Genomic DNA, 22197 nt, shown 5'->3' with positions numbered 1-22197 from the left:
CTTCACGACGGCCCGGAGTCGACACGTCGATGAACGCACAAAAAACACCCAGCGAAAGCTGCAGGTGCAGCCCTCGCTGGGTGTTGAAGTTAGGTTCTGGACCTAAGCCCTAAGCCGGGTGGCTTAGAACTGACCCTCCTCGGTGGAGCCCTTCAGAGCGGTGGTGGAGGAGTTCGGGTCGACGGTGGTGGCGATGCGGTCGAAGTAGCCAGCGCCAACCTCGCGCTGGTGCTTGACAGCGGTGAAGCCGCGCTTCTCGGCAGCCTCGAACTCGCGGTTCTGCAGGTCGACGAATGCGGACATCTGCTCGCGAGCGTAGCCGTAAGCCAGGTCGAACATGCCGTAGTTCAGGGCGTGGAAGCCAGCCAGGGTGATGAACTGGAACTTGAAGCCCATCTTGCCCAGCTCGTTCTGGAACTTGGCAATCTCGTCCTTCTCGAGGTGTGCGGACCAGTTGAAGGACGGGGAGCAGTTGTAAGCCAGGAGCTGATCCGGGTACTCAGCCTTGACGCCCTCAGCGAACTTCTTAGCCAGCTCGAGGTCCGGAGTACCGGTCTCCATCCAAATCATGTCAGCGTACGGAGCGTAGGACTTCGCACGATCGATGCACGGCTCCAGGCCGTTCTGGACGTGGTAGAAGCCCTCGGAGGTGCGGTCGCCGGTGATGAACTTCTGGTCGCGCTCATCAACATCGGAGGTGATGAGGGTGGCGGCCTCAGCGTCGGTGCGGGCGATGATGACGGTCGGGGTGTTGGAGACGTCAGCAGCCAGGCGAGCAGAGGTCAGGGTACGGATGTGCTGCTGGGTCGGGATCAGGACCTTGCCGCCCAGGTGGCCACACTTCTTCTCGGAAGCGAGCTGGTCCTCCCAGTGGGTACCAGCGGCACCAGCGTTGATCATGGCCTTCTGCAGCTCGTAGACGTTCAGAGCGCCACCGAAGCCAGCCTCACCGTCAGCGACGATCGGCAGCAGCCAGTTGTCGACGGAGTCGTCGCCCTCGATGCGAGCAATCTCGTCTGCACGGAGCAGAGCGTTGTTGATGCGGCGAACGACGTTCGGCACGGAGTTAGCCGGGTACAGGGACTGGTCCGGGTAGGTGTGGCCGGAGAGGTTAGCGTCACCAGCAACCTGCCAACCGGAGAGGTAGACAGCCTTCAGGCCAGCGCGAGCCTGCTGAACGGCCATGTTGCCGGTCAGTGCACCCAGAGCGTTGATGTAGGAGTCGTCCTTAACGTTGACGCCTTCCCACAGGATCTCGGCGCCACGGCGAGCGAGGGTGTTCTCCTCGACGACGGTGCCCTGGAGCTCAGCAACCTGCTCAGCGGTGTAGTCGCGGGTGATACCTTCCCAGCGCGGGTTCTCGTCCCAATCCTTCTGGATTTCGGCGGCGGTACGTGCCTTACCAACGTTAGACATAAACGGAGTCACTTCCTTTTGCTTGCTTTTCGAACTCCGGGTGCTGACTTAAGAACAATTCCGACAGAACCGATCTACATGCTGACCCGATAGTGACCGCGGTGTCACGTGAATGCAGGGGGTGCTAGCAAAATGCCGTACCCCTGCACACAAACACGCGAACAAAAACAATGTCCGCTTCCGCGTGCCATGTCTCACATTTTGGGGCATAGCGCTAAGTTCGTCAAGCAACTCTGGATGTGAATTCAAGTATGTAACCCGGATAACACTTGTGAAGTTTGCAAACATTGCAATGTGTAGCTTGGCTTTAGCTATTTTTGCCTGTGACCGGGCGGTACATTCGTACTGTTATTTTCCTGTGATGGCCCCGTTAATAATGTTCCCCCCACTTTGGGGTGATTTATATTTTGGTAATTATCAAAGCTGGTCGTTAACAGTGTTTGGGGTTTAGGGGGTGATTCGCTACCCCCGAAATCGCGGCCATAAAGGTAGAAACGGGCTTCTAAATACACTGCCGTTACACCGTCAATACCCCGCCGGAGCGTTCGTGGATGGTGGCCAGAGCTTCGGTTGCCATCTCGCTTTTATGGTCTGGTTTGAAGGTGGAGGCTGTCGCGACACGATTGGTTGGTGGCCGTTGATGTGCAGGTCGCAATAGTAAATGCCTGTGAGGCGCGACACTTTCCCATTGCGTGTGTTGTTTCGTGGCTGGAGGAAAGAGTGCGAGGGATGCTGCGGTCAAGGTGGGTGGGGGAGAGCTGGTTGTGGAGTCGGGATTGAATGCCCGAATGGTCATCGGGGAGGGGTAGGGCCTGTTCGCGGGGTGCTCGTCGTAAAGCGAATGAAATAGCAAATGTGAGCGGCGCTATACCGGGCTGGCGGTTGGGGGTTATGAAAAAAGACGGTCCATAAGTGCGCCGAATCACATACAGTAGGGGAACAACGCATCCAGTGCGTGAGCCGCTGACGTGGCTGTGGCTGGATGGGCAAATTGCAATCAATAGTTTTGAGGAGAGCAATGGCACAGCGTATTTCGGCAGGTGGAATGCAGGTTGCGAAGGTTCTTTACGACTTCGTTAATGACACCGCACTCCCCGCCGCCGGCATTGAGGACAAGGACGCGTTCTGGAACGGCTTCGGTGACATTGTCGCTAAGTACACTCCGCGCAACCGCGAGCTGCTGGCCAAGCGCGATGAGCTGCAGGAAAAGCTCGACGCTTGGTACAAGGAACACCCAGGTAAGCAGAACCAGGACGAGTACGTCGCATTCCTGAAGGAAATCGGCTACCTCGTTGATAACCCGGGCGACTTCCAGGTCACCACCAAGGGTGTCGACACCGAGATCACTTCCACCGCTGGCCCGCAGCTGGTTGTGCCGGTCCTCAACGCCCGTTTCGCCATCAACGCTGCGAACGCACGCTGGGGCTCGCTTTACGATGCGCTGTATGGCACCAACGCTATTGCTGAAGATGGCGGTGCGGAGAAGGACACCCCGGGCTACAACAAGGTCCGCGGTGACCGCGTTATCGCATGGGGTCGTGACTTCCTGGACAAGGCTCTGCCGCTGGTCGACGGTTCCCATGCGGACGTCACCTCTTATGACATTGTCGACGGTCACCTGCAGGCAACCCTGGAAGGTGGCGCTACCTCCGGTCTGCGCGAGCCGGAGACCCTGGTCGGCTACACCGGCGACAAGGACGCACCGGAGTCCATTTACTTCAAGCACAACGGTCTGCACATTCAGCTGCTGATTGACCCGGAGTCCCCGGTTGGCAAGACCGACAAGGCTGGTGTCAAGGACATCATCCTGGAAGCCGCTGTCACCAACATCATGGACCTCGAGGACTCTGTCGCCGCAGTCGACGCTGCCGACAAGACCCTGGGTTACACCAACTGGCTGGGCCTGAACGTCGGTGACCTCGCAGTAGAGTTCACCCGTGGTGGCAAGAAGCTGTCCCGTACCATCAACGACGACCGCACCTACACCGCTCTTGACGGTTCCGAGGTCACCCTGCACGGTCGTTCCCTGAACCTGGTCCGTAACGTCGGCCACCTGATGCAGAACCCAGCCATCCTCGACCGCGATGGCGAGGAGATTTTCGAGGGCATCATGGATGCCGTCATCAGCGCTGCTTGTGCAATCCCGGGCCTGGACCAGGATAACGCACGTAAGAACTCCCGTACCGGCTCCATCTACATCGTGAAGCCGAAGCAGCACGGCCCGGACGAGGCTGCGTTCACCAACGAGTTGTTCGCAGACGTTGAGAAGCTGCTGGGTCTGCCGCACAACACCCTGAAGGTCGGCCTGATGGACGAGGAGCGTCGTACCTCCGTCAACCTGGACGCCGCCATCAAGGCTGTTTCCGAGCGTGTCGTTTTCATTAACACCGGCTTCATGGACCGCACTGGTGATGAGATCCACACCTCCATCCAGGCTGGTCCGATGTTCCGCAAGGCTGTTCAGAAGACCGCTCCGTGGATGCTGGCTTACGAGGACAACAACGTCGACTCCGGTCTGGCACACGGCCTGCAGGGCAAGGCTCAGATCGGTAAGGGCATGTGGGCTATGACCGAGCAGATGGCCGAGCTGCTGGAGCAGAAGATTGGTCAGCCGAAGCAGGGTGCTTCCACCGCGTGGGTTCCGTCCCCGACCGGTGGTGTGCTGCACGCTACCCACTACCACGAGGTTGACGTCTTCGGCGTTCAGGACAAGCTGCTTACCGACGGTCGCCGCGACACCTTCGGTGATCTGCTCACCATCCCGGTAGCGGCAGCTAAGGCTGGCGAGCCGGGCGCTGACTGGTCCGATGAGGACAAGGCTAACGAGCTGGACAACAACTGCCAGTCCATCCTGGGCTACGTTATCCGCTGGGTTGAGCAGGGCGTTGGCTGCTCCAAGGTGCCGGACATCAACGATGTTGACCTGATGGAGGACCGCGCTACCCTGCGTATTTCCTCCCAGACTCTGGCTAACTGGCTGCTGCACGGTGTTGTCACCGAGGAGCAGATTATCGATTCGCTTCAGCGTATGGCCGAGGTTGTTGACCGCCAGAACGAGGGCGATGAGGCGTACCTGCCGATGGCCCCGGACTTCGACAAGTCCATTGGTTTCCAGGCTGCCAAGGAGCTCATCCTCGACGGTGTCAACCAGCCGTCCGGTTACACCGAGCCGATCCTGCACCGCCGTCGCCTGGAGTTCAAGAAGCGCGAGGGCATCGACCAGGATTAATTCTGGGTCAGGCTAGGGTTAGCAGGCGACTGCCGAGCCGAACTAACTAAATAACCACCAAACTGCCGGTGTGTATGTGTTGTTGGCTGATTTCTAAAGCCAATTCCGTATATACCCGGCAGTTTGTTTTGCTGTGGTGGTTGCGCGTGCTTAGAGGGCGTGCGTTGGAACTACCCGAGTTGGAAGCACCCGCGGTGTGTGCACTGAGAGCCCCAACCGTTGCCAGTGTGTGGCACCTGCGCGCTCAGAATTTGAGATACCCGGGTTCACAAGCGGGCTAGGGGCAACGTTGCTAGCGTTGATTGAGAAGTTAATTGCGAATATGCAGTCTGCAACGTCCAAGGAGCTGCGACCCCCATGACTAATTCCACGACCGACAGTGCTACCAACCTTGCCAAGGCCAAAGAATTCCTCCATAGCGCGGGCGCAATCCTCTTTGACCTCGACGGAGTGATTACCCCTACCGCCGATGTTCACGAGCAGGCGTGGGCGGACATGTTTAGCGACTACTTTGAGCACAAGGGTGTCTCGGCCTACACAGAGGAGGACTACTTCACCTACCTCGATGGCCGCCGCCGCGATGAGGGCATCGCAGCAATCCTGGAATCTCGCGGCATCTCGCTGCCACACGGTAGCGATGAGGATACAGCGAAAGACGAGACGATTGTGGGGCTCGGGAAGCGCAAGAACGATGACTTCTTGGCGCGAGTCGAGAAGGGAATTGAGGCCTACCCGGGCTCGGTTGCGCTGCTCGACGCGTTACAGGACGCGGGGGACTCGTCGGCAAGCGAAAAACCGCAGTTGGCGGTGGTCAGCTCGTCGAAGAACGCGGTGCCGGTGCTGACGGCCGCTGGGCTGCGTGAGCGGTTCGTGGAGATTGTTGACGGCGTGGTGGCGCACGAGAACAACCTGCCGGGTAAGCCAGCCGCCGATACTTTCGTGTACGCGGCGGAGAATCTGGGGGTGGCACCGCGCGATGCTGTGGTGGTTGAGGATGCCATCAGCGGTGTGCAAGCGGGTGCAGCCGGCGCATTTGGTCTGGTCATTGGTGTTGACCGCGGTGCTGGCGCAGAAGCGCTGCGCCGAGCGGGTGCCGACATTGTGGTCAGTGACTTGGCGGAACTCGTCTAGGCTGGCTCGTGACAAATGGCTGAGAGAAAACCGGAAGGCATCATGGCCAACGATTCGACCACGGCAGCAGTCGACGAGACCGAGCGTGTGATTCCGCAGGGGCAGGGTCACGACGCGGAGACCGCCGAGGCTGAAAAACAGGAGGAGACGGTGTCCCCAGTCCGTCGTAAGCAGCGTCGCAACTTCCCGGCGGGTCGTGCGGATAAGCACCACCACCTGGTGAATGCCGAGGGACTCATGGACCGAGACATCACTCCGGTCGATGAGTGGCGTCTGATTGAGACGAAGCCGAACGGCCTCCCGCTCGGTTTGGGCGAGACGCTGTTTGCGCTGTCGAACGGGTACATCGGCATGCGTGGCAATCCGCCGGAGGGTCGTGACTCCAGTGAACACGGCACTTATATCAACGGTCTGCATGAGACATGGCCGATTAGGCACGCCGAGGACGCCTACGGTCTAGCCCGCCAGGGGCAGACGATTGTCAACGCTCCGGACGCCAAGGCAATGCGTCTCTACATTGACGATGAGCCCCTGCGTCTCGGCAATGCTGAGGTCAGCGACTACGAACGTAGCCTGGATTTCCGTGAGGGGGTGCTGCGTCGTCGGTTCATTTGGCGCACCCCGGGTGGCAAGCACGTTCGCGTCACCTCTGAGCGCATGGTGTCTTTCCAGGAAAAGCATGTCGCCGCGATGAGTCTGGAAGTCGAGCTGCTGGATGCGGATGCTGCGGTGATGATCAACTCGCAGATCCTCAACCGCCAGGACGGCGAGGACGAGTACCACGATGCCGCCAAGGCGCAGGGCACCGAACTGGATCCCCGTCGCGCCGAGGCGCTGGAAGACCGCGTGCTCATTCCAGCATTTCAGTCGGAATCGGCGCACGGGCAGCGCTCGACGCTGGGCTACCGCTGCGCAAACTCCGGTATGACCGTGGCCACTTCCATGGACCACACCTTTACTGTCCGCACTCCCGACGGCACGGAGCCGTTCGTAGAGGTTTCGCAGTCGACCGAGCCGGATGTGGCCAGCTCCCTGTTCAACCTGGATGCGCCGGTCGGCACTGTCATCCGCCTGGAGAAGCTGGTCGCGTACCACTCATCCCGCAAGGTGCGTGCCGAAGAGCTGGCATTCCGCTGTGAGCGCACCCTGAACCGCGTCGGACGCATCGGCATGCTGAGGCTGATGGAGAACCAGGAGGAGTGGCTCGAACGCTTCTGGGAGCGCTCTGACGTGGTTATTTACAATCAGCCGGAGATTCAGCAGGCAGTGCGCTGGAACATTTGGCAGATTATCCAGGCCGCCGCCCGCGCCGAATTCCAAGGTGTGCCGGCCAAGGGAATGACCGGCACCGGCTACGGAGGCCACTACTTCTGGGACACGGAAATCTACGTGACCCCATTCCTTACTTATACGTCGCCGCAATTCTCACGCAATGCCATGCGCTTCCGCTGGGACATGCTCGAAGCCGCGTGGGCGCGTGCCGACGAACTGGCGCACGACGGTGCCCTCTTCCCGTGGCGCACTATCAATGGTCAGGAGTCCTCAGCCTACTTTGAGGCCGGCACGGCGCAGTACCACATCGATGCGGACATCGTGTACGCAATGATGAAGTACGTCTATGCCTCCGGCGATGAGGAGTTCCTGCTCAAGGAGGGCACGGACTTGCTGCTCGGCACAGCCAGATTTTGGATGTCGCTGGGATTCTTCGATGCCGAGCATCGCGAATTCCAGATTCACAGCGTCACCGGCCCAGATGAGTACAACACGGTGGTGAACAACAACCTGTACACCAACGTGATGGCGCAGTATAACCTGCGGGTTGCTGCGGACGTCGTCAGGCAGATGAAGCGTGATCGCCCTGCTGCCTATCGTGAACTGACCAACCGCTTCGACCTTACCGAGCGCGAGATTGAAGAGTGGGAGCAGGCCGCTGAGGCGATGTACATCCCGTTCGATGAGAAGCTCGGCATTCACCCTCAGGATGACCAGTTCCTACTGCGTAAGCGCTGGAATCTCGACAATCCCGAGGTCGGCCCCCTGCGCCCGTTACTGCTGCATTACCACCCGCTGACGATTTATCGTCACCAAGTCATTAAGCAGGCGGACGTCGTCCTTGCACTGTTCCTCATGGGCAATCGCTTTACGACGGAACAAAAGCGCGCAGACTACATGTATTACGATCCGCTCACCACTGGTGATTCCTCGCTGTCCGCTGTTGTGCAGTCCATTGTTGCGGCCGAGTTGGGCTTGCAGGAGCAGGCAATGGACTTCTTCCTACGCGGACTCTATGTGGACCTGGCGAACCTGCATGGCAACGCTGCCGATGGTGTCCACGTCGCATCTGCCGGTGGAGTATGGCAGTCCCTGGTCTATGGCTTCGGTGGTTTCCGTGACCACGATGGCCGCTACAGTATCGATCCGCGTCTGCCTGAAGACTGGAGTGGTCTGACGTACCGAGTCACTATTCATGGTTGTCGTATCCGGGTGACGGTGCGTGGCCGCACGGTGGAAGTCGCCCTGGAGGAGGGCGACCACCAGGTTGGACCGATTATGGTCGCGAGCCATGAGGTGATCATTGGTCCGGAGCCGTTGACCGTGGTGATGGCGAACTCGGATCAGAGCGAGGATTAGTCGGACGGCTTCGGCTGTGCACGGTGCCAATGGGGGGGGGGATTGCCTGTTGGGGGTGGCTGTTTGGGTTCTTTGGGGAATTCGGCAGGGGTAAAAATAAAGAATTTCGCAACATAATTATTGAGTATTAAAACCGTCCACCTGAGAAAAGTGGGCGGTTTTTTATTTTCGTGCTATTTATGTTGCGTTATTAGCTGGTTTGGGCGGGTGAAAAATCGGCAAAAGTCGGGGTAGGGGCGTTTTTATGGTGGGGAAGGGGATTTATACAGCGCCGACATCAGAAGTGGCTAAAATGCGATAACCTGAGAAAAGGCGGAGAAAAGCCCTAGGTAACCTGTGAAAATCCCCACCCAAAAGGGGGAAAAATGTTTACCAGGCGCTGTGTGACTTTAGAGTGAATATGACACTGGAGGTGCCATGACTGTTAAAAGTTCAAACCGTGACGCAATCGCGCACGGCAAAATTAATGTAGAACCGCTGCGCGAGCAGCCTAAATACCCCTCATGGGCTCTGAAGCTGACCATGGCCGTCACTGGCGTGCTGTTTGGCCTCTTCGTTATTGTCCACATGCTGGGTAACCTGAAAATTTTCGCTGGCGCGGAAGATTTCAACGCATACGCGACCTTCCTGCGCACTGTCGGTGCTCCGGCAGTTCCGAACGAGGGCATTCTGTGGATTTTCCGCATTGTCCTGCTGGTAGCTATTGTCCTGCACATTTTCGGTGGCCTCACCCTGGCTGCACGTGCTAAGCAGTCCCGCGGCAAGTTCCGCCGTCAGGGCATGGTGTCCAGCTGGAACACCTTTACTGCACGTTCGATGGTGATCACCGGCATCGTGCTGCTGGCCTTCATCATCTTCCACCTGCTGGACCTGACCATCGGTGCTGGCGTTGCTCCGTCTTCTTTCGAGCACGGTGAGGCGTACCAGAACGTGATTGCGTCCTTCTCGCGTCCGGGTGTTGTTGTTTGGTACATCATTGCGCAGCTCGCTCTGCTGCTGCACCTGTCCCACGGTCTGTGGACTGCTACTTCCGACCTCGGTATCACCGGTAAGCGCTGGCGCAAGGTTCTGCTGTTCCTGTCCGGCCTGCTGCCGCTGCTGGTTGTTGTCGGCAACATCTTCATCCCAGTCGCCGTCCTGACCGGTCTGGTCTCGTAGGTCGAGGAGGAAATTTACTATGACTAACACTGAAGCAACCGTCGCTGCGGACTTCCGCGCGCCGGAAAGCGTTGTCGACGGGGTCAAGATCGGCAAGGTTCTGTCCGATAACTCCCCGGGTGACAAGGTCTCCATGAAGGACCACTGGCAGTACCAGAAGGATCACGCCAACCTGGTTTCGCCGCTGAACCGTCGTAAGTTCCGCGTCATGGTCGTCGGTACCGGCCTGGCTGGTGGCGCTGCCGCAGCTGCCCTCGGTGAGCTCGGTTACGACGTGCAGGTTTTCACCTACCACGACGCTCCGCGCCGTGCGCACTCCATTGCTGCACAGGGTGGTGTCAACTCCGCTCGCGGTAAGAAGGTCGACAACGACGGCGCTTACCGCCACGTCAAGGACACCGTTAAGGGCGGCGACTACCGCTGCCGCGAGAACGACTGCTGGCGTCTGGCTGTCGAGTCCGTCCGCGTCATCGACCACCTGAATGCAATTGGTGCTCCGTTCGCTCGCGAGTACGGCGGTACCCTGGCAACCCGTTCCTTCGGTGGTGTGCAGGTCTCCCGTACGTACTACACCCGTGGTCAGACGGGTCAGCAGCTGCAGCTGTCGACTACCTCGGCTCTGCAGCGCCAGATTGGTCTCGGCAACGTCGAGATCTTCACCCACAACGAGCTGGTTGACATCATCGTCGCCGACGGCCGTTGCCAGGGTGCCATCATGCGTAACCTCATCAATGGTGAGCTGACCGTTCACACTGCTCACGCAGTTATTCTGGCTACCGGCGGTTACGGCAACGTCTACCACATGTCCACGCTGGCCAAGAACTCCAACGCTTCGGCCATCATGCGTGCATACGACCAGGGTGCTTACTTCGCATCCCCGTCCTTCATCCAGTTCCACCCGACCGGTCTTCCGGTCAACGCGCACTGGCAGTCGAAGACCATTCTGATGTCCGAGTCCCTGCGTAACGACGCACGTATTTGGACCCCGAAGAAGAAGGGCGACGAGCGCCCGGCCAACGACATCCCGGAGGACGAGCGCGACTACTTCCTGGAGCGTCGCTACCCGGCATTCGGTAACCTCGTCCCGCGTGACGTCGCTTCCCGTGCCAACTCTCAGCAGATTAACGCCGGCTACGGTGTTGGTCCGCTGAAGAACTCCGTCTACCTGGATCTGCGTGACGCAATTGAGCGCCTGGGCCAGCCGGTCATCAAGGAACGCTACTCGAACCTGATTCAGATGTACGAAGAGGCAATCGGTGAGGACCCGTACAAGGTTCCGATGCGCATTGCTCCGACCTGCCACTTCACCATGGGTGGTCTGTGGTCTGACTTCAACCAGATGACCTCCATCCCGGGTCTGTTCACCGGTGGCGAGGCATCCTGGACCTACCACGGTGCAAACCGCCTGGGTGCAAACTCCCTGCTGTCCGGTTCGGTCGACGGTTGGTTCACCCTGCCGTTCACCATTCCGAACTACCTTGGCCCGCTGCTCGGTACCGACCGCCTGGCTGAGGATGCCCCGGAGGCCAAGGAAGCACTGGACCGCGCTCAGGCTCGCCTGGACAAGCTGATGAGCATCCAGGGTAAGCACGGCGCTGAGTACTTCCACCGCCAGCTCGGTGAGATTCTCTACCGCGACTGTGGTGTGGCCCGTAACAAGGAAGACCTGGCTCGTGGTATCGAGGAGATCCGCGAACTGCGTAAGGCATTCTGGTCTGACCTGTTCATCCCGGGTGAGCCGAATGAGATGAACCAGCAGCTCGAGTACGCTAACCGTGTTGCTGACTACATCGACCTCGGTGAGCTCATGTGTGTCGACGCCCTCGACCGCGATGAGTCCTGCGGTGCTCACTACCGCGATGACCACATCTCCGAAGATGGCGAGGCAGAGCGCGATGACGCTAACTGGTGCTTCGTTTCCGCATGGGAGCGAGGCAACAATGGTCCTGCATGGGATCAGTCCGGTCACGAATTCATTCGCCACGCCGAGCCGCTCACCTTCGAAGCCGTCCCGCTCATGACAAGGAACTACAAGTAATGAAACTGCACCTTGAAATCTGGCGCCAAGCAGGTCCGAACGTCGAGGGACACTTTGAATCCGTTGACGTTGACGACGCCGTCGCAGAGATGTCGATCCTGGAGCTGCTTGACCACGTCAACTCCAAGTATGTCGAGTCCGGCAAGGAGCCGTTCGCGTTCGCATCTGACTGCCGTGAGGGTATCTGTGGTACCTGTGGTCTGAACGTCAACGGTCGTCCGCACGGCCCGGGCCAGAACACCCCGACCTGTCAGCAGCGCCTGCACCAGTTCAGCGATGGTGACACCCTGAAGATCGAGCCGATGCGCTCCGCCGCATACCCGGTCATCAAGGACATGGTCGTTGACCGCTCCGCTCTGGACCGTGTCCTCGAGCAGGGTGGCTACGTCTCCATCAACGCTGGTACCGCTCCGGATGCAGATACTCTGCACCTGAACCACGAGACCGCTGAGTTCGCACTTGACCACGCAGCCTGCATCGGCTGTGGTGCTTGTGTCGCAGCTTGCCCGAACGGTGCTGCACACCTGTTCACCGGCGCAAAGCTGGTTCACCTTTCCCTGGTCCCGCTGGGTAAGGAAGAGCGTGGCAAGCGTGCCCGCAAGATGGTTGACGAGGTCGAAGGCACCTTCGGTCCGTGCTCCCTCTATGGTGAATGTGCTGACGTCTGCCCGGCAGGTATCCCGCTGACTGCGGTTGCCGCCGTCACCAAGGAACGAGCTCGTTCGTTCTTCCGCGGTAAGGACGACTAGACTCTTTCTCGATTAGAGTTTTCCAGAAGGGACATAGATTATGGCGAATGCAGTCAAGCGTTACCAGGGCGAAGAGCACTTCGTCGACGGTTACGTGCCTCAGAGCATGAATGCCGAATACTCCTCGCTTCACAAGAGCATTACCTGGATTGGCATGGGTCTCATTCTCGCCTCTCTGGCGGCTTGGGGTACCTTCATTTTCGGTCTTGCAACGACCGTTTTTGCCGACCAGACTGCTGCCTCTCACAGCAATGGTTTCCTGGCTAAGGATGCCGCCAACTACACCGACTACACCGGTGGTTGGAACTTCGACGGCAGCGTGTTCATGTGGGCTGGCCTGGTAGTCGCACTGGTTATGGTTATTGCGGGTGTGGCCTGCATCTCCATCGGTCGTCGTGACTACAAGGCTTACCGAAAGGAATTCGGCACTCACCACTAAAGGCTTGCCCCAGTTTAAAGGGGCTCGCCTCTAGGCGGATGCAACGCTAGCCTTTTGAACTAGCACCTCCACAGTTGATGCCACTGTGCACAGTGTGCTGGGGTAGGGAAGTACTGAGAAGTACCTCTCTCACCAACAGCGGACTGCGGCGCGGTGGCATTTTCGCGTTTTCGGCGCCTAATCTATACACATGGATAACAACCCCGCTAAGCTCTCGGCAGCTGTAGATACGGTCTCGGACCGTCTTGAAGTTCCCGGGCCATCACCTGAGGTTGAAGCGGAAAAACGTGCGCAACTGCGTAAGGCCAAGGCTTTCGCTACAATGCTGCTGGTCATCGCAACCGCTGTGTATTTCACATGCCGCGGTATTGAGTCTTCACACTTATCCGCAGGCGAAGTTGTGCCCGCGTGGGTGGGCTACGTTCGCGCTGCTTCTGAGGCCGGCATGGTCGGTGCCCTCGCCGACTGGTTCGCGGTCGTAGCTCTGTTCCGCCACCCGCTCGGCATTCCTATCCCCACACACCGCTATCGTCCGCCGTAAGAAGGACCAGGTCGGTGAGTCCCTGGCGCAGTTCGTCGGAGACAACTTCCTGAACCCCGCTTTGATTGTGGACAAGGTGCGTAAGGCCGAGCTCCCTGAGCGTATCGGCGAATGGCTGGTAGCGCCGGGAAACGCCGACAAAGTGTCAGCAGAGGTCGGTAAGTTCACCGGAAATGTGCTGGAGGCGATTAATCCCGACGATGCCGCCGCAGTGCTGAAGTCAGCAGTCATCGACGAAGTTGCAGCTCCGGAGTGGGGGCCACCAGCGGGTAAGGTTCTCGAGCAGCTGATTGAAGAGGGGCGCACCGAGCCCATCGTCCAGCAGATGGCTGAGTGGCTGCACCGGAAGTCGCTGGGCTCGCAGAATCTTATCGACCGCCTCGTCGGAGAGCGCGCCCCATCCTGGGCGCCGAGCTTTGTCAACGATCTCATCGGCGACAAGGTCTATCGCGAGTTGGTTGATTGGACCTGGCAGGTGCAGCATGACTCTAAGCACGACGCGCGCCTGGCACTCCACCGCTTCCTCACGCAGCTCGCCATAGACTTGCAGAACGACGAGAAGACCATCGCCAAGGTCGAAGAAATTAAGACTGACATTCTTTCGTCCGCCGCCGTCACACAGGCGCCGGCGAAGATTTGGGCATCAACATCCGCAAAGCTTGTCGACGCTGCCCGCGACCCGGACTCCCTGCTCCGTCGGAAGGTCTCGGAAACGGCCGCCCGCTACGGCGACCGGATCCAGTCTGATCCTGAGTTGCGCAAACGAATGGACCGCCGTTTGGAAGCGGCTGTCGTCTTCATCGCTGAGAATTACGCGGGCGAGATTACCTCGATCATTTCCGAGACCGTCGAGCGTTGGGATGCCGATGAAGCTTCCGACAAGATTGAACTGATGGTCGGTCGCGATCTGCAGTTCATTCGCGTTAACGGCACAGTTGTCGGATCGCTGGCCGGTTTGGCCATTTACACCCTGTCGACCTTGGTGTTTGGGGCTATTTAGCAGCACAACCCAGCACATCAGACGGTGTGCGTTAGCATGTAAAAAGCAATGCATCCCTGTTAAAGGAGTTGTTCCCCCGGTGCGCCTGTTACCATCTTTGCCCAGTCTTGCGGACTCGCCGCTAATGGCGATTTCCGTCTATGTGGACGTCCTGTTTCAGTTCGCCATTCCGTTTGTCATCGGCATCTTGGCGCTAATCGGTGCGGTGCTTGTCATCACCACCCGCGCGGATGCCTTTGACGCTGCAGACCGCAAGAGCCGCAACGTCTGGGCCGGCATGCTGGTCGGTTCGGCTATCTTCCTGCTCCTGCCGTGGCTGGGCTGGGCAATGCTGGGCATCCCGCTGATTGCCGGGCTAGTCATCACGGGTATTTACTGGTTGGATGTCCGCCCACAGATCAAGGACATTTTGTCGAACGCTCAGGGCGGTTATTAGTCCCGGGCGGGTGCTAGGCTGCACTACTGAGAAAGTGTCTGGGTTTATGACAGTTTCTGGGTGAAAAACCCGGTTATTTTGTCATAAACCCAGACACTTTCTTTTTTTGGGGGGGCTGGTTCCTTGAAAACCTACTGGAACACCACGGTGCGGTTGCCGTAAACCTGCACACGGTCCTCCAGGTGCCAGCGCAAACCGCGGGCGAGGACCTGCTTCTCCGCATCGCGCCCCTCACGCTGCATGTCCGCAGCGGTGTACTTGTGGGAGACACGCATGACGTCCTGCTCAATAATCGGACCATCGTCGAGGTCCTCAGTGGCGTAGTGGCAGGTGGCACCGATGAGCTTCACACCACGTCGATAAGCCTGCAGGTACGGGCGCGCGCCCATGAACGACGGCAGGAAGCTGTGGTGGATATTGATCGCGCGGCCTTCCCACTTCTCGCACAGATCCGGCGGCAGAATCTGCATGAAACGTGCGAGCACGATGGCATCCGGGTTTTCGGCGTCGACAATCTCGGCGACCTCATCGAATGCCTTACGCTTGCCGACGGCATCCTTGGGGAAGGGCACGTGGTGGAAAGGAATGTCATACGCTGCGACCAGTGGCTCCAGATCGCGGTGGTTGCCAACTACTGCAGCGATTTCCATCGGGTAGTCCGACTGTGCGACGCGGCCGAGCAGATCCTGCAGGCAGTGGCCTTCCTTGGTCACCAGGATGACAGCGCGCTTCGGGACAGCGTTGTCGGTGACCTTCCAGCGGACCTCAGGGCCCCAATCGCCGATGAGCTCAGCGAACTTCTCGCGCAGCTCTTCTACAGTCAGGTCGAGCGCGTCGGCGCGGACCGCCTGGCGAGTGAAAAACCATCCGGTCTCCGGGTCGGAGAAAAAGTCCGCCTCGGTAATCCACGCACCAATGTCGGACAGGAAGGTCGACAGGGTGGAAACGATACCGGTACGGTCTGGACAGCCGAGCGAGAAGATGTACTGGCGCTCGGTGGGAGTACCGCTTTTTGCGGTGATGAGAGAGCGAGTCATTCTCGGTATCTTACCTGCTAGCTAAAGGTAAGTTCGCTCACGGTCGACAAAGGAAGATTTGCGCCCGTCAGGGTCAACGCCAGGCCCTTCCCGGTGACGTGCGCTTCCTCCACCTGCATGCCGTGGCCGATGTCGTAGCTCAACAGCGTACCGCTCGCTTCTCCCAGCCAGCCGGCCAGGCCATCGAGGTTTAAGCCGAGGATTGAGCCGCCCTCCAGGTTGATTTCGATATGACCGCCGTTGGCAATCGGGCGGAACTTGGAGGTCGCAAATCCGGAGGCGAATTCAATATTGAACAGGCCTTCGTCCGGCAGCGGCGTGATTGTGGAAGCGCGTACATCGCTTTCCCGGTTAATCAGCGCCTGCAGCAGCTGAGGTGGGATCGTGACATCTACTCGCAGCGACTCTGCCGTCGGATCCGCGCGATTGCTCAGATCCACGTTTTCCAGGTGCACTTCCGCTGCCGGGTCACCGTTGATCTCCGGTGCGCCACCCAGCGCCTCCGGGTTCTTGACCTCCAGTGTGTTCGGAGTGGACAGATCCATCGAGGGCACCGACTTCGTGGCCAAGGCGAGCAGCATCGGGCGGGTGCCGAAAGAAATCTTGGGGTCCTCAGTGACCGTCGCACCACGCTCCTCGGCGGAGGTGCGGTAACCGTCGGAAATCTCCTTGCTCACGAACATCCGGACGCCGATTTCGCCGGCAATCGCAATAAGCGCCACCACGATGATGACACCGAGGACGGTGGGCAGGACTTTGACGCTCGAAGAGCGTTTAGCAGAACTCATAGTTCCCAGTCTTGCTTAACGACGGCTCCGTCGCTACCACCTTTCTTCGCCAGGTATCCGCCGGGGAGCCCGGCAAGCCTGGCAAACCCTTTCCCGGTGCCACCCGGTGCCCCCCGGTGCGCAACCTACTTAGCGACGTAGTCCGCCAGTACCGCGGTCTCAGCGTTGAGGACGCGCTCCAGGTACGGAGCTGCCTTCTCCTCGAGCTTGCCACCGAGCAGTGGCACGTTGATGGCGAACTCGGAGTTGGTGGTCAGCACTGCACCTTCGCCCTGGGCGGTGAGCTTCTGGGACGCACTGAAGGACGCCGGTACGCCCGAGGCTTCTGTGGTCACGGTGGAGGTCGCGCCGTCGTCGTTAAGCGGGCTGATGACGAACGTGCGCGTCATGCCGACCCCGGACTTAACGAACTTCTGCGCCTGCGCCGGAATCTTGTCGGCAGCGACGGTCTGGCGAATCACGACGGTGGTGCCAGCGTCGGTGGTCTCGAACTTTTCCACCTTGCCGTCAACTGCCGAGAAACGGTTTGCGACCTTCTCCCAGAAACCGGCGTCGGTGAGGGCCTCGTAAACCCTCTCAATCGGCTGGTCGAAGTTGACGGTGTGCGTGTTAGTCGTAGTCATGCGCTTGATGATACGTAATTTGCACTACGCTAGGGGCGTGGAAAATCTCGACCAATCGCCGAACCCAATTCACCTGACCTCCGACATGGAAGAAGCCATCGATGGGCTTGCGGGGCTAGAGGGGGTGGAGCTCAGCACGCGTACCGCTTTCTCGGATCTGACGACGCTCCGCCTCGGCGGGGTGCCGCGTGCCGTCGTCCGGTGTAGCACGACGGACGCTGTGGTCGATGTTGTACGCACGCTTGACGACGCTAACGTGCCCCTCCTCATCGTGGGAGGCGGATCCAACCTGGTGGTAGCCGATGAACTCGAGCCGCTGGTGGCTGTGGTGATTGAGGCTGACAACGTGACCATGAGCACTCGCGGACACGGGTTGGAGTCCGTGTCGGCAATCGTGGAGGCCGAGGCCGGTGCAGTCTGGGACGAGGTCGTGGAGATGAGTGTCGACGCCGGTTTTGGCGGCCTGGAATGCCTGTCGGGTATTCCGGGATCGGCCGGAGCCACGCCGGTGCAAAACGTTGGTGCCTACGGTGCTGAGGTATCGCAGGTTCTGGACGCGGTGCAGCTTTACGATCGCGCAACCGGCTCGGTCGAGTGGGTGGAACCGGAGTCCCTCGACCTTTCCTACCGCTACTCGAACCTGAAGTTCACCGCACGGGCAGTGGTGCTGGCCGTGCGGTTCGAGCTCAGCGTGGATGGGATGTCCGCGCCACTTCGCTATGGCGAACTGGCGCGGCGCCTGGGCGTCGATGAGGCCGAGGCTGCGGCTGGCGAGATTCGCAGGCCGGCTGAGCTGGTGCGCGAAAAGGGGCTTGAGCTGCGCCGGGGTAAGGGCATGGTGCTCGAGGATGCTGACCGCGATACCTGGTCGGCGGGTTCTTTCTTTACCAACCCGATCATTCCGGAGAACTCGGTGGAGGCCGTGCGCGAAAAGGTTGCCGCGCTGCGTGGGACCGATGAGGCCGCGAATATGCCCGCTTTCCCCGCTGGCCCCGGCCACGAGGGGGCCGTGAAGCTCTCGGCGGCGTGGCTTATCGAGCGCGCCGGGTTCCCCAAGGGCTACCCCGGGGACGGTGCGCCCGCACGACTGTCGACTAAGCACACTCTTGCCCTGACCAACCGCGGGATGTCCGGGGATGGTACGCCCACGACCGCCGCCGACTTGGTGGCTTTGGCGCGCGATGTGCGCGCTGGTGTGGAAAAGGCATTCGGCGTGACCCTGGTGCCCGAGCCGGTGTGGGTCGGCGTGAGCATTGATTAGGCCCGCGGCGGGTGGCTGATGGCCAGGGGGCGGGCTGGAGAGGTTGGCGTGACTGATGGGGCCGCTGGGGCTGACAGAACCACTGAGTAGTCCTCAGCTTGCGCTCCCGGGCCTTCTCTCAATGGGCGGGGATAGAGAAAGTGACTAGGTTTATGACGCGTGAATTGCATTTACCCGCAGTTTTTTGCCATAAACCTAGTCACTAAGTCTGGGGGGGAGGGAGCCGGGAATCCGCCTTAAGGGGAAGGGAGGAGCCAGCTCTACCCAGGCTCCTATCCCGGCTATAAACCCACCGTGAACTAATGGTGCTTGCGGTGGGAAAGCGAATCCACGCTCTGGCCCTTCTGCTCCAGCTGCGTGAGCAGCACGTCGCGGACATCGCGGCGGCGGACCTTGCCCATCTGGTCGTGAGGTAGTTCCTCCAGGTGGAAGAATGCGCGCGGCACCTTGTACCGGGTCAGGTTTTCGTAGCAGTGGTCGCGGTAGGCGTCGGAATCCAGTCGGGCGTAGTCAGCAAGGGTGATCGCGGCCACGACCATCTCGGAACCGTCGCTCTTTGGCAGACCGACGACCGTGGCATCGGTGATATCCGGGTGGGAGAGCAGTACTTCCTCGACCTCGGCCGGGTAGACATTGAAGCCACCGGTGATGATGACTTCCTTGATGCGGGCAACCAACTTGATGAAGCCGTCCGACTCCATGACTCCGACATCGCCGGTGCGGTACCAACGGTCGCCAGCGGGTAGCTCAGCAGGCCCATCGGTAAAGGACTTCTCCGTTGCCTCGGGGAGGTTGAGATAACCGGCGAAAACCTGTGGGCCTCGGACGATGACCTCGCCCTCCTCGCCGTCAGCGCGGAGTCTGGTGGGATCATCGGGGTCAACGATGGCGACCTCGGTGTCAGGGAACGGCAGGCCAACGTATCCCGGGCGGCGGTTACCGTCCATCGGGTTGCCGACGATAATCGGAGAGGTTTCGGTGAGGCCGTAGCCTTCGACAAGGCGACCACCAGTGAGCTTCTCCCACTTCTGCACGAGGGAAACCGGCAGGGTAGCGGCGCCACAGAAGGCGAACTTCACGCCGGAGAGGTCGACATTATCCAGCTCGGCCGCTTCGACAATTTTCTCGTAGAGGGTCGGCACACCAGGAACCCATGTTGGGCGATTGTTCTTCATCACCTTCATGATCAGCGGAATCTCCGGTGACGGCACCAGCACCAGTTCAGCGCCAATCAGCATGGACAAGTTAGTGACAATGGTCAGGCCGTAGGCGTGGAACATCGGCAGGATGCCAAGGGAGATTTCCCGCTCCTTGCCAAGGCCCGGTACCCAGGCCTTACCCTGCAGAATGTTGGCGACCAGCCCGCGGTGGCTCAGCTGCGCGCCCTTCGGCGAGCCCGTGGTGCCAGAGGTGTACATCATCACTGCAGTGTCATCGGCAGTGATGGACTCATCGGCCTGGAGGTCGTGGCCGTCTCCGCCGACGGCGTCGTGAAGCAAAGCATCAAAACCCATGACCTGCGGTGCGGAAGAGTGCAGCTTAGCGCGGGCGGCGCGGAGTTTCGGCAGCGGGATCGACAGGGCGGTGCGCATGACAAACGGCAGGTCCTGCAGCATGTTGACCGCAATGATGGTCTCGAGCGGGGTGTTGCTGCGAAGGTCTTCAAGTACGGGGACGATCTTGTCCCAGCAGATGGCAAAGCGGGCACCGTGGTCGTTGAACGGATGGCGCAGCTCGTGGGCGGTGTAGAGGGGGTTGTGCTCTACGGCAACAGCGCCGAGGTGCAGAACTGCCCAGTAGGCGATGACGTGCTGCGGGCAGTTCGGCATGAGCAGTGCCACGCGATCGCCTTTGCGTACACCGAGTGCGCGCAGGCCGGCGGCAACGCTGCGAACCTTGGCATCCAGCTCGGCATAGGAGGTGGAGCGACCGAAGAAGGTCAGTGCCTTGCGGCGCGGGTGGTTGCTCAGAGTGTGGCGGTAGACATCTAGGAGGGTGTCGAAGTTGTAGGCGATGTGGGGTGGGGTCCACTCCGGATACAGGTTCAGCCAGGCTTTGGAAACCGCAGCGTTGGGTGTGGAACCGTGAGCTGGGGCAGAGTCATTTTCAGCGCGCGAGCTGGATGTATCGGCCATGGGGTCCTCCTAGTTTTTGTGTGTGACCTGACCACGTCGTGAGGTGATAATAACTTACGACGTAGTAGGTATCGACCCCTATTGTGCCGTACGTCGCACTGCATTGTCAGGATTTCTATACACGTATTTGAGGTACTCATTTGCGGGGTTGCCCTTGGAATAGGCACTCTGGGCAGTATGACCGAAACATTTCCGTCGGCAACGGCGGGCGCAGATGCCGCCACCCCAAGCACCACCTCTAATACCCCGGCGTGGCCGAACCGCATCGCGATGATCTCCATGCATACCTCTCCGCTGGAGCAACCGGGCATCGGTGACGCTGGCGGCATGAATGTCTACGTGCTGCGCACCTGCGAGGAGTTGGCGCGACGCGGTGTGAAGGTGGATGTTTTCACTCGCGCCACGCGTTCCAGCGATGGACCGGTGATTCAGGTCAGTGAGAATTTCCGTGTCATCAACATAGTGGCTGGCCCATATGAGGGGCTGGAGAAGTCAGACCTGGCTACGCAGATGCCGGCTTTTGCTGGCGGGGTTATTGAGTTCGCCCGCAAACAGGGGATTGAATACGACCTGATTCATTCGCACTACTGGCTCTCTGGCCAGGTGGGGTGGTTGCTGTCGGATTTGCTTGATATTCCGTTTGTGCACACGGCGCACACGCTGGCGGCGGTGAAGAACCTCCATCTAGCAGAGGGGGATACGCCAGAGCCTGAATCGCGTCGTATTTGTGAGCAGCAGATTGTGGACAATGCATGCCGGCTCATCGTCAATACAGATGCCGAAGCTAAGCAGCTCGCGGATCTCCACGATGCCGACCCGTGGCGCATCAATGTCGTGCCGCCCGGGGTGGACGTGGAGCTCTTTTCGCCGGGCAGCGATCGTGCCACCGAGCGATCCCGTCGTGAGCTGGGCATCCCGTTGCACACTAAGGTCATTTTGTTCGTTGGTAGGCTGCAGCGGCTGAAGGGGCCGCAGGTATTGCTGCGCGGTGTTGGCGAGCTCATGCGTCGCTATCCCGCCACTAATGTCCGAGTGATTATCTGCGGTGGCCTGTCCGGTTCTGGGGTGCACGCGCCCGACGAGTTCACCAATCTCGCCGCGGAAGAGGGGATCGATCACCTAGTCCGTTTCATGCCCCCACGCCCGCCGCAGGACCTGGCGAAGCTCTACCAGGCCGCAGACATCGTCGCCGTGCCCAGCTACAACGAAACTTTCGGGTTGGTGGCGATGGAGGCTCAGGCCACCGGCACTCCCGTTGTCGCGGCGAATGTTGGCGGGCTCTCCATCGCTGTCGACGATGGGGTCAGCGGTTTGCTTGTCGACGGTCACGAGCCCGCAGCCTGGGCCGATGCCCTCGGTCGCCTGGTGGAGGACGACGAGCTGCGCATTAAGTTGGCCACCCAGGCGCGCGAGCACTCCTTGGAGTTTTCCTGGCAAAAGACCGTGGATCGGTTGGCCGATGTCTATCATCGAACCGAACTCCAAAAGGAAAATTGTCCCGGCTCTATCCGGGATGCGGGTGGCTCTCGGTAGGTTTCGTTAGCTTCAGAATCGCCAGGGCCGTAGCCACATAAACAGGGAGATG

General features: G+C 59.8%; 15 protein-coding genes and 1 pseudogene. 11 read left to right on the top strand and 5 right to left on the bottom strand.

The features are described from left to right. Positions 1–123 precede the first annotated feature (123 nt). Positions 124–1416 carry an isocitrate lyase gene (aceA, locus tag HMPREF2651_RS05345; RefSeq protein WP_038627503.1) on the bottom strand — a complete coding sequence of 431 codons (1293 nt, stop codon included), beginning with the start codon at positions 1414–1416 and terminating at the stop codon, positions 124–126. A gap of 1018 nt (positions 1417–2434) precedes the next feature. Between aceA and HMPREF2651_RS05340 the strand changes: the two genes are divergently transcribed. The 9 genes and pseudogenes from HMPREF2651_RS05340 to HMPREF2651_RS05300 all read left to right on the top strand — a co-directional run bounded on the left by HMPREF2651_RS05340 (position 2435) and on the right by HMPREF2651_RS05300 (position 14768). Continuing rightward, entirely contained in the window at positions 2435–4645 is a 2211-nt protein-coding gene (locus HMPREF2651_RS05340) for a malate synthase G (protein ID WP_049180742.1), read from the top strand. A gap of 357 nt (positions 4646–5002) precedes the next feature. Next, the gene (locus HMPREF2651_RS05335) at positions 5003–5776 is read left to right on the top strand and encodes an HAD family hydrolase (protein ID WP_193393885.1); all 774 of its coding nucleotides are present in this window, start codon (positions 5003–5005) and stop codon (positions 5774–5776) included. A 15-nt stretch (positions 5777–5791) separates the two neighbouring features. Next, positions 5792–8407: a glycoside hydrolase family 65 protein gene (locus tag HMPREF2651_RS05330; protein ID WP_049180743.1), complete on the top strand. Its 2616-nt coding sequence runs from the start codon at positions 5792–5794 to the stop codon at positions 8405–8407. A 417-nt stretch (positions 8408–8824) separates the two neighbouring features. Further along, on the top strand, positions 8825–9565 hold the full coding sequence (locus tag HMPREF2651_RS05325) for a succinate dehydrogenase cytochrome b subunit (RefSeq protein WP_038627511.1): 741 nt from the start codon (positions 8825–8827) through the stop codon (positions 9563–9565). A gap of 19 nt (positions 9566–9584) precedes the next feature. Next, entirely contained in the window at positions 9585–11603 is a 2019-nt protein-coding gene (locus HMPREF2651_RS05320; protein WP_038627513.1) for a fumarate reductase/succinate dehydrogenase flavoprotein subunit, read from the top strand. Then, positions 11603–12352: a succinate dehydrogenase/fumarate reductase iron-sulfur subunit gene (locus tag HMPREF2651_RS05315; RefSeq protein WP_016421966.1), complete on the top strand. Its 750-nt coding sequence runs from the start codon at positions 11603–11605 to the stop codon at positions 12350–12352. Before HMPREF2651_RS05320 ends, HMPREF2651_RS05315 begins: the two co-directional genes overlap by 1 nt. A gap of 40 nt (positions 12353–12392) precedes the next feature. After that, positions 12393–12791, top strand: coding sequence for a hypothetical protein (locus tag HMPREF2651_RS05310; RefSeq protein ID WP_038627515.1), 399 nt, complete (start codon positions 12393–12395; stop codon positions 12789–12791). Between the two features lie 190 nt (positions 12792–12981). Further along, positions 12982–14332 (top strand): annotated as a pseudogene (locus tag HMPREF2651_RS05305) (DUF445 domain-containing protein). A 124-nt stretch (positions 14333–14456) separates the two neighbouring features. Further along, positions 14457–14768 carry a DUF2516 family protein gene (locus tag HMPREF2651_RS05300; RefSeq protein WP_042388363.1) on the top strand — a complete coding sequence of 104 codons (312 nt, stop codon included), beginning with the start codon at positions 14457–14459 and terminating at the stop codon, positions 14766–14768. Positions 14769–14899: 131 nt separating this feature from the next. On the opposite strand, the gene purU is transcribed toward HMPREF2651_RS05300, so the two are convergent. The 3 genes from purU to HMPREF2651_RS05285 all read right to left on the bottom strand — a co-directional run bounded on the left by purU (position 14900) and on the right by HMPREF2651_RS05285 (position 17216). After that, positions 14900–15805: a formyltetrahydrofolate deformylase gene (purU, locus tag HMPREF2651_RS05295; RefSeq protein WP_038627519.1), complete on the bottom strand. Its 906-nt coding sequence runs from the start codon at positions 15803–15805 to the stop codon at positions 14900–14902. A gap of 17 nt (positions 15806–15822) precedes the next feature. Beyond that, positions 15823–16593, bottom strand: coding sequence for an LmeA family phospholipid-binding protein (locus tag HMPREF2651_RS05290; RefSeq protein WP_049180745.1), 771 nt, complete (start codon positions 16591–16593; stop codon positions 15823–15825). Positions 16594–16718: 125 nt separating this feature from the next. Then, positions 16719–17216: a DUF2505 domain-containing protein gene (locus tag HMPREF2651_RS05285; protein ID WP_070585992.1), complete on the bottom strand. Its 498-nt coding sequence runs from the start codon at positions 17214–17216 to the stop codon at positions 16719–16721. Positions 17217–17301: 85 nt separating this feature from the next. Here HMPREF2651_RS05285 and HMPREF2651_RS05280 point away from each other — a divergent pair, with 85 nt between their 5' ends. Next, positions 17302–18477, top strand: a complete 1176-nt coding sequence (locus HMPREF2651_RS05280) for a UDP-N-acetylmuramate dehydrogenase (protein ID WP_070585998.1) — start codon at positions 17302–17304, stop codon at positions 18475–18477. Between the two features lie 299 nt (positions 18478–18776). Here HMPREF2651_RS05280 and HMPREF2651_RS05275 read toward each other — a convergent pair whose 3' ends face one another. Further along, entirely contained in the window at positions 18777–20612 is a 1836-nt protein-coding gene (locus HMPREF2651_RS05275) for a long-chain-fatty-acid--CoA ligase (protein ID WP_080972799.1), read from the bottom strand. Between the two features lie 270 nt (positions 20613–20882). On the opposite strand from HMPREF2651_RS05275, the gene mshA reads away from it, so the two are divergent. Then, positions 20883–22145, top strand: coding sequence for a D-inositol-3-phosphate glycosyltransferase (gene mshA, locus HMPREF2651_RS05270; RefSeq protein ID WP_187402558.1), 1263 nt, complete (start codon positions 20883–20885; stop codon positions 22143–22145). Positions 22146–22197: the final 52 nt, after the last annotated feature.

The sequence above is a fragment of the Corynebacterium sp. HMSC063A05 genome, assembly GCF_001809695.1.
GTDB lineage: Bacteria > Actinomycetota > Actinomycetes > Mycobacteriales > Mycobacteriaceae > Corynebacterium > Corynebacterium amycolatum.
The sequence above is the reverse complement of the archived record's forward strand: the minus strand, read 5'-3'. Positions and strand labels throughout refer to the sequence as shown.

Excerpts from the sequence above, each read along its gene's own strand:
- aceA (WP_038627503.1), bottom strand. The coding sequence starts at position 1,416 with ATGTCTAACGTTGGTAAGGCACGTACCGCCGCCGAAATCCAGAAGGAT.
- HMPREF2651_RS05340 (WP_049180742.1), top strand. The coding sequence starts at position 2,435 with ATGGCACAGCGTATTTCGGCAGGTGGAATGCAGGTTGCGAAGGTTCTT.
- HMPREF2651_RS05335 (WP_193393885.1), top strand. The coding sequence starts at position 5,003 with ATGACTAATTCCACGACCGACAGTGCTACCAACCTTGCCAAGGCCAAA.
- HMPREF2651_RS05330 (WP_049180743.1), top strand. The coding sequence starts at position 5,792 with ATGGCTGAGAGAAAACCGGAAGGCATCATGGCCAACGATTCGACCACG.
- HMPREF2651_RS05325 (WP_038627511.1), top strand. The coding sequence starts at position 8,825 with ATGACTGTTAAAAGTTCAAACCGTGACGCAATCGCGCACGGCAAAATT.
- HMPREF2651_RS05320 (WP_038627513.1), top strand. The coding sequence starts at position 9,585 with ATGACTAACACTGAAGCAACCGTCGCTGCGGACTTCCGCGCGCCGGAA.
- HMPREF2651_RS05315 (WP_016421966.1), top strand. The coding sequence starts at position 11,603 with ATGAAACTGCACCTTGAAATCTGGCGCCAAGCAGGTCCGAACGTCGAG.
- HMPREF2651_RS05310 (WP_038627515.1), top strand. The coding sequence starts at position 12,393 with ATGGCGAATGCAGTCAAGCGTTACCAGGGCGAAGAGCACTTCGTCGAC.
- HMPREF2651_RS05300 (WP_042388363.1), top strand. The coding sequence starts at position 14,457 with ATGGCGATTTCCGTCTATGTGGACGTCCTGTTTCAGTTCGCCATTCCG.
- purU (WP_038627519.1), bottom strand. The coding sequence starts at position 15,805 with ATGACTCGCTCTCTCATCACCGCAAAAAGCGGTACTCCCACCGAGCGC.
- HMPREF2651_RS05290 (WP_049180745.1), bottom strand. The coding sequence starts at position 16,593 with ATGAGTTCTGCTAAACGCTCTTCGAGCGTCAAAGTCCTGCCCACCGTC.
- HMPREF2651_RS05285 (WP_070585992.1), bottom strand. The coding sequence starts at position 17,216 with ATGACTACGACTAACACGCACACCGTCAACTTCGACCAGCCGATTGAG.
- HMPREF2651_RS05280 (WP_070585998.1), top strand. The coding sequence starts at position 17,302 with ATGGAAGAAGCCATCGATGGGCTTGCGGGGCTAGAGGGGGTGGAGCTC.
- HMPREF2651_RS05275 (WP_080972799.1), bottom strand. The coding sequence starts at position 20,612 with ATGGCCGATACATCCAGCTCGCGCGCTGAAAATGACTCTGCCCCAGCT.
- mshA (WP_187402558.1), top strand. The coding sequence starts at position 20,883 with ATGATCTCCATGCATACCTCTCCGCTGGAGCAACCGGGCATCGGTGAC.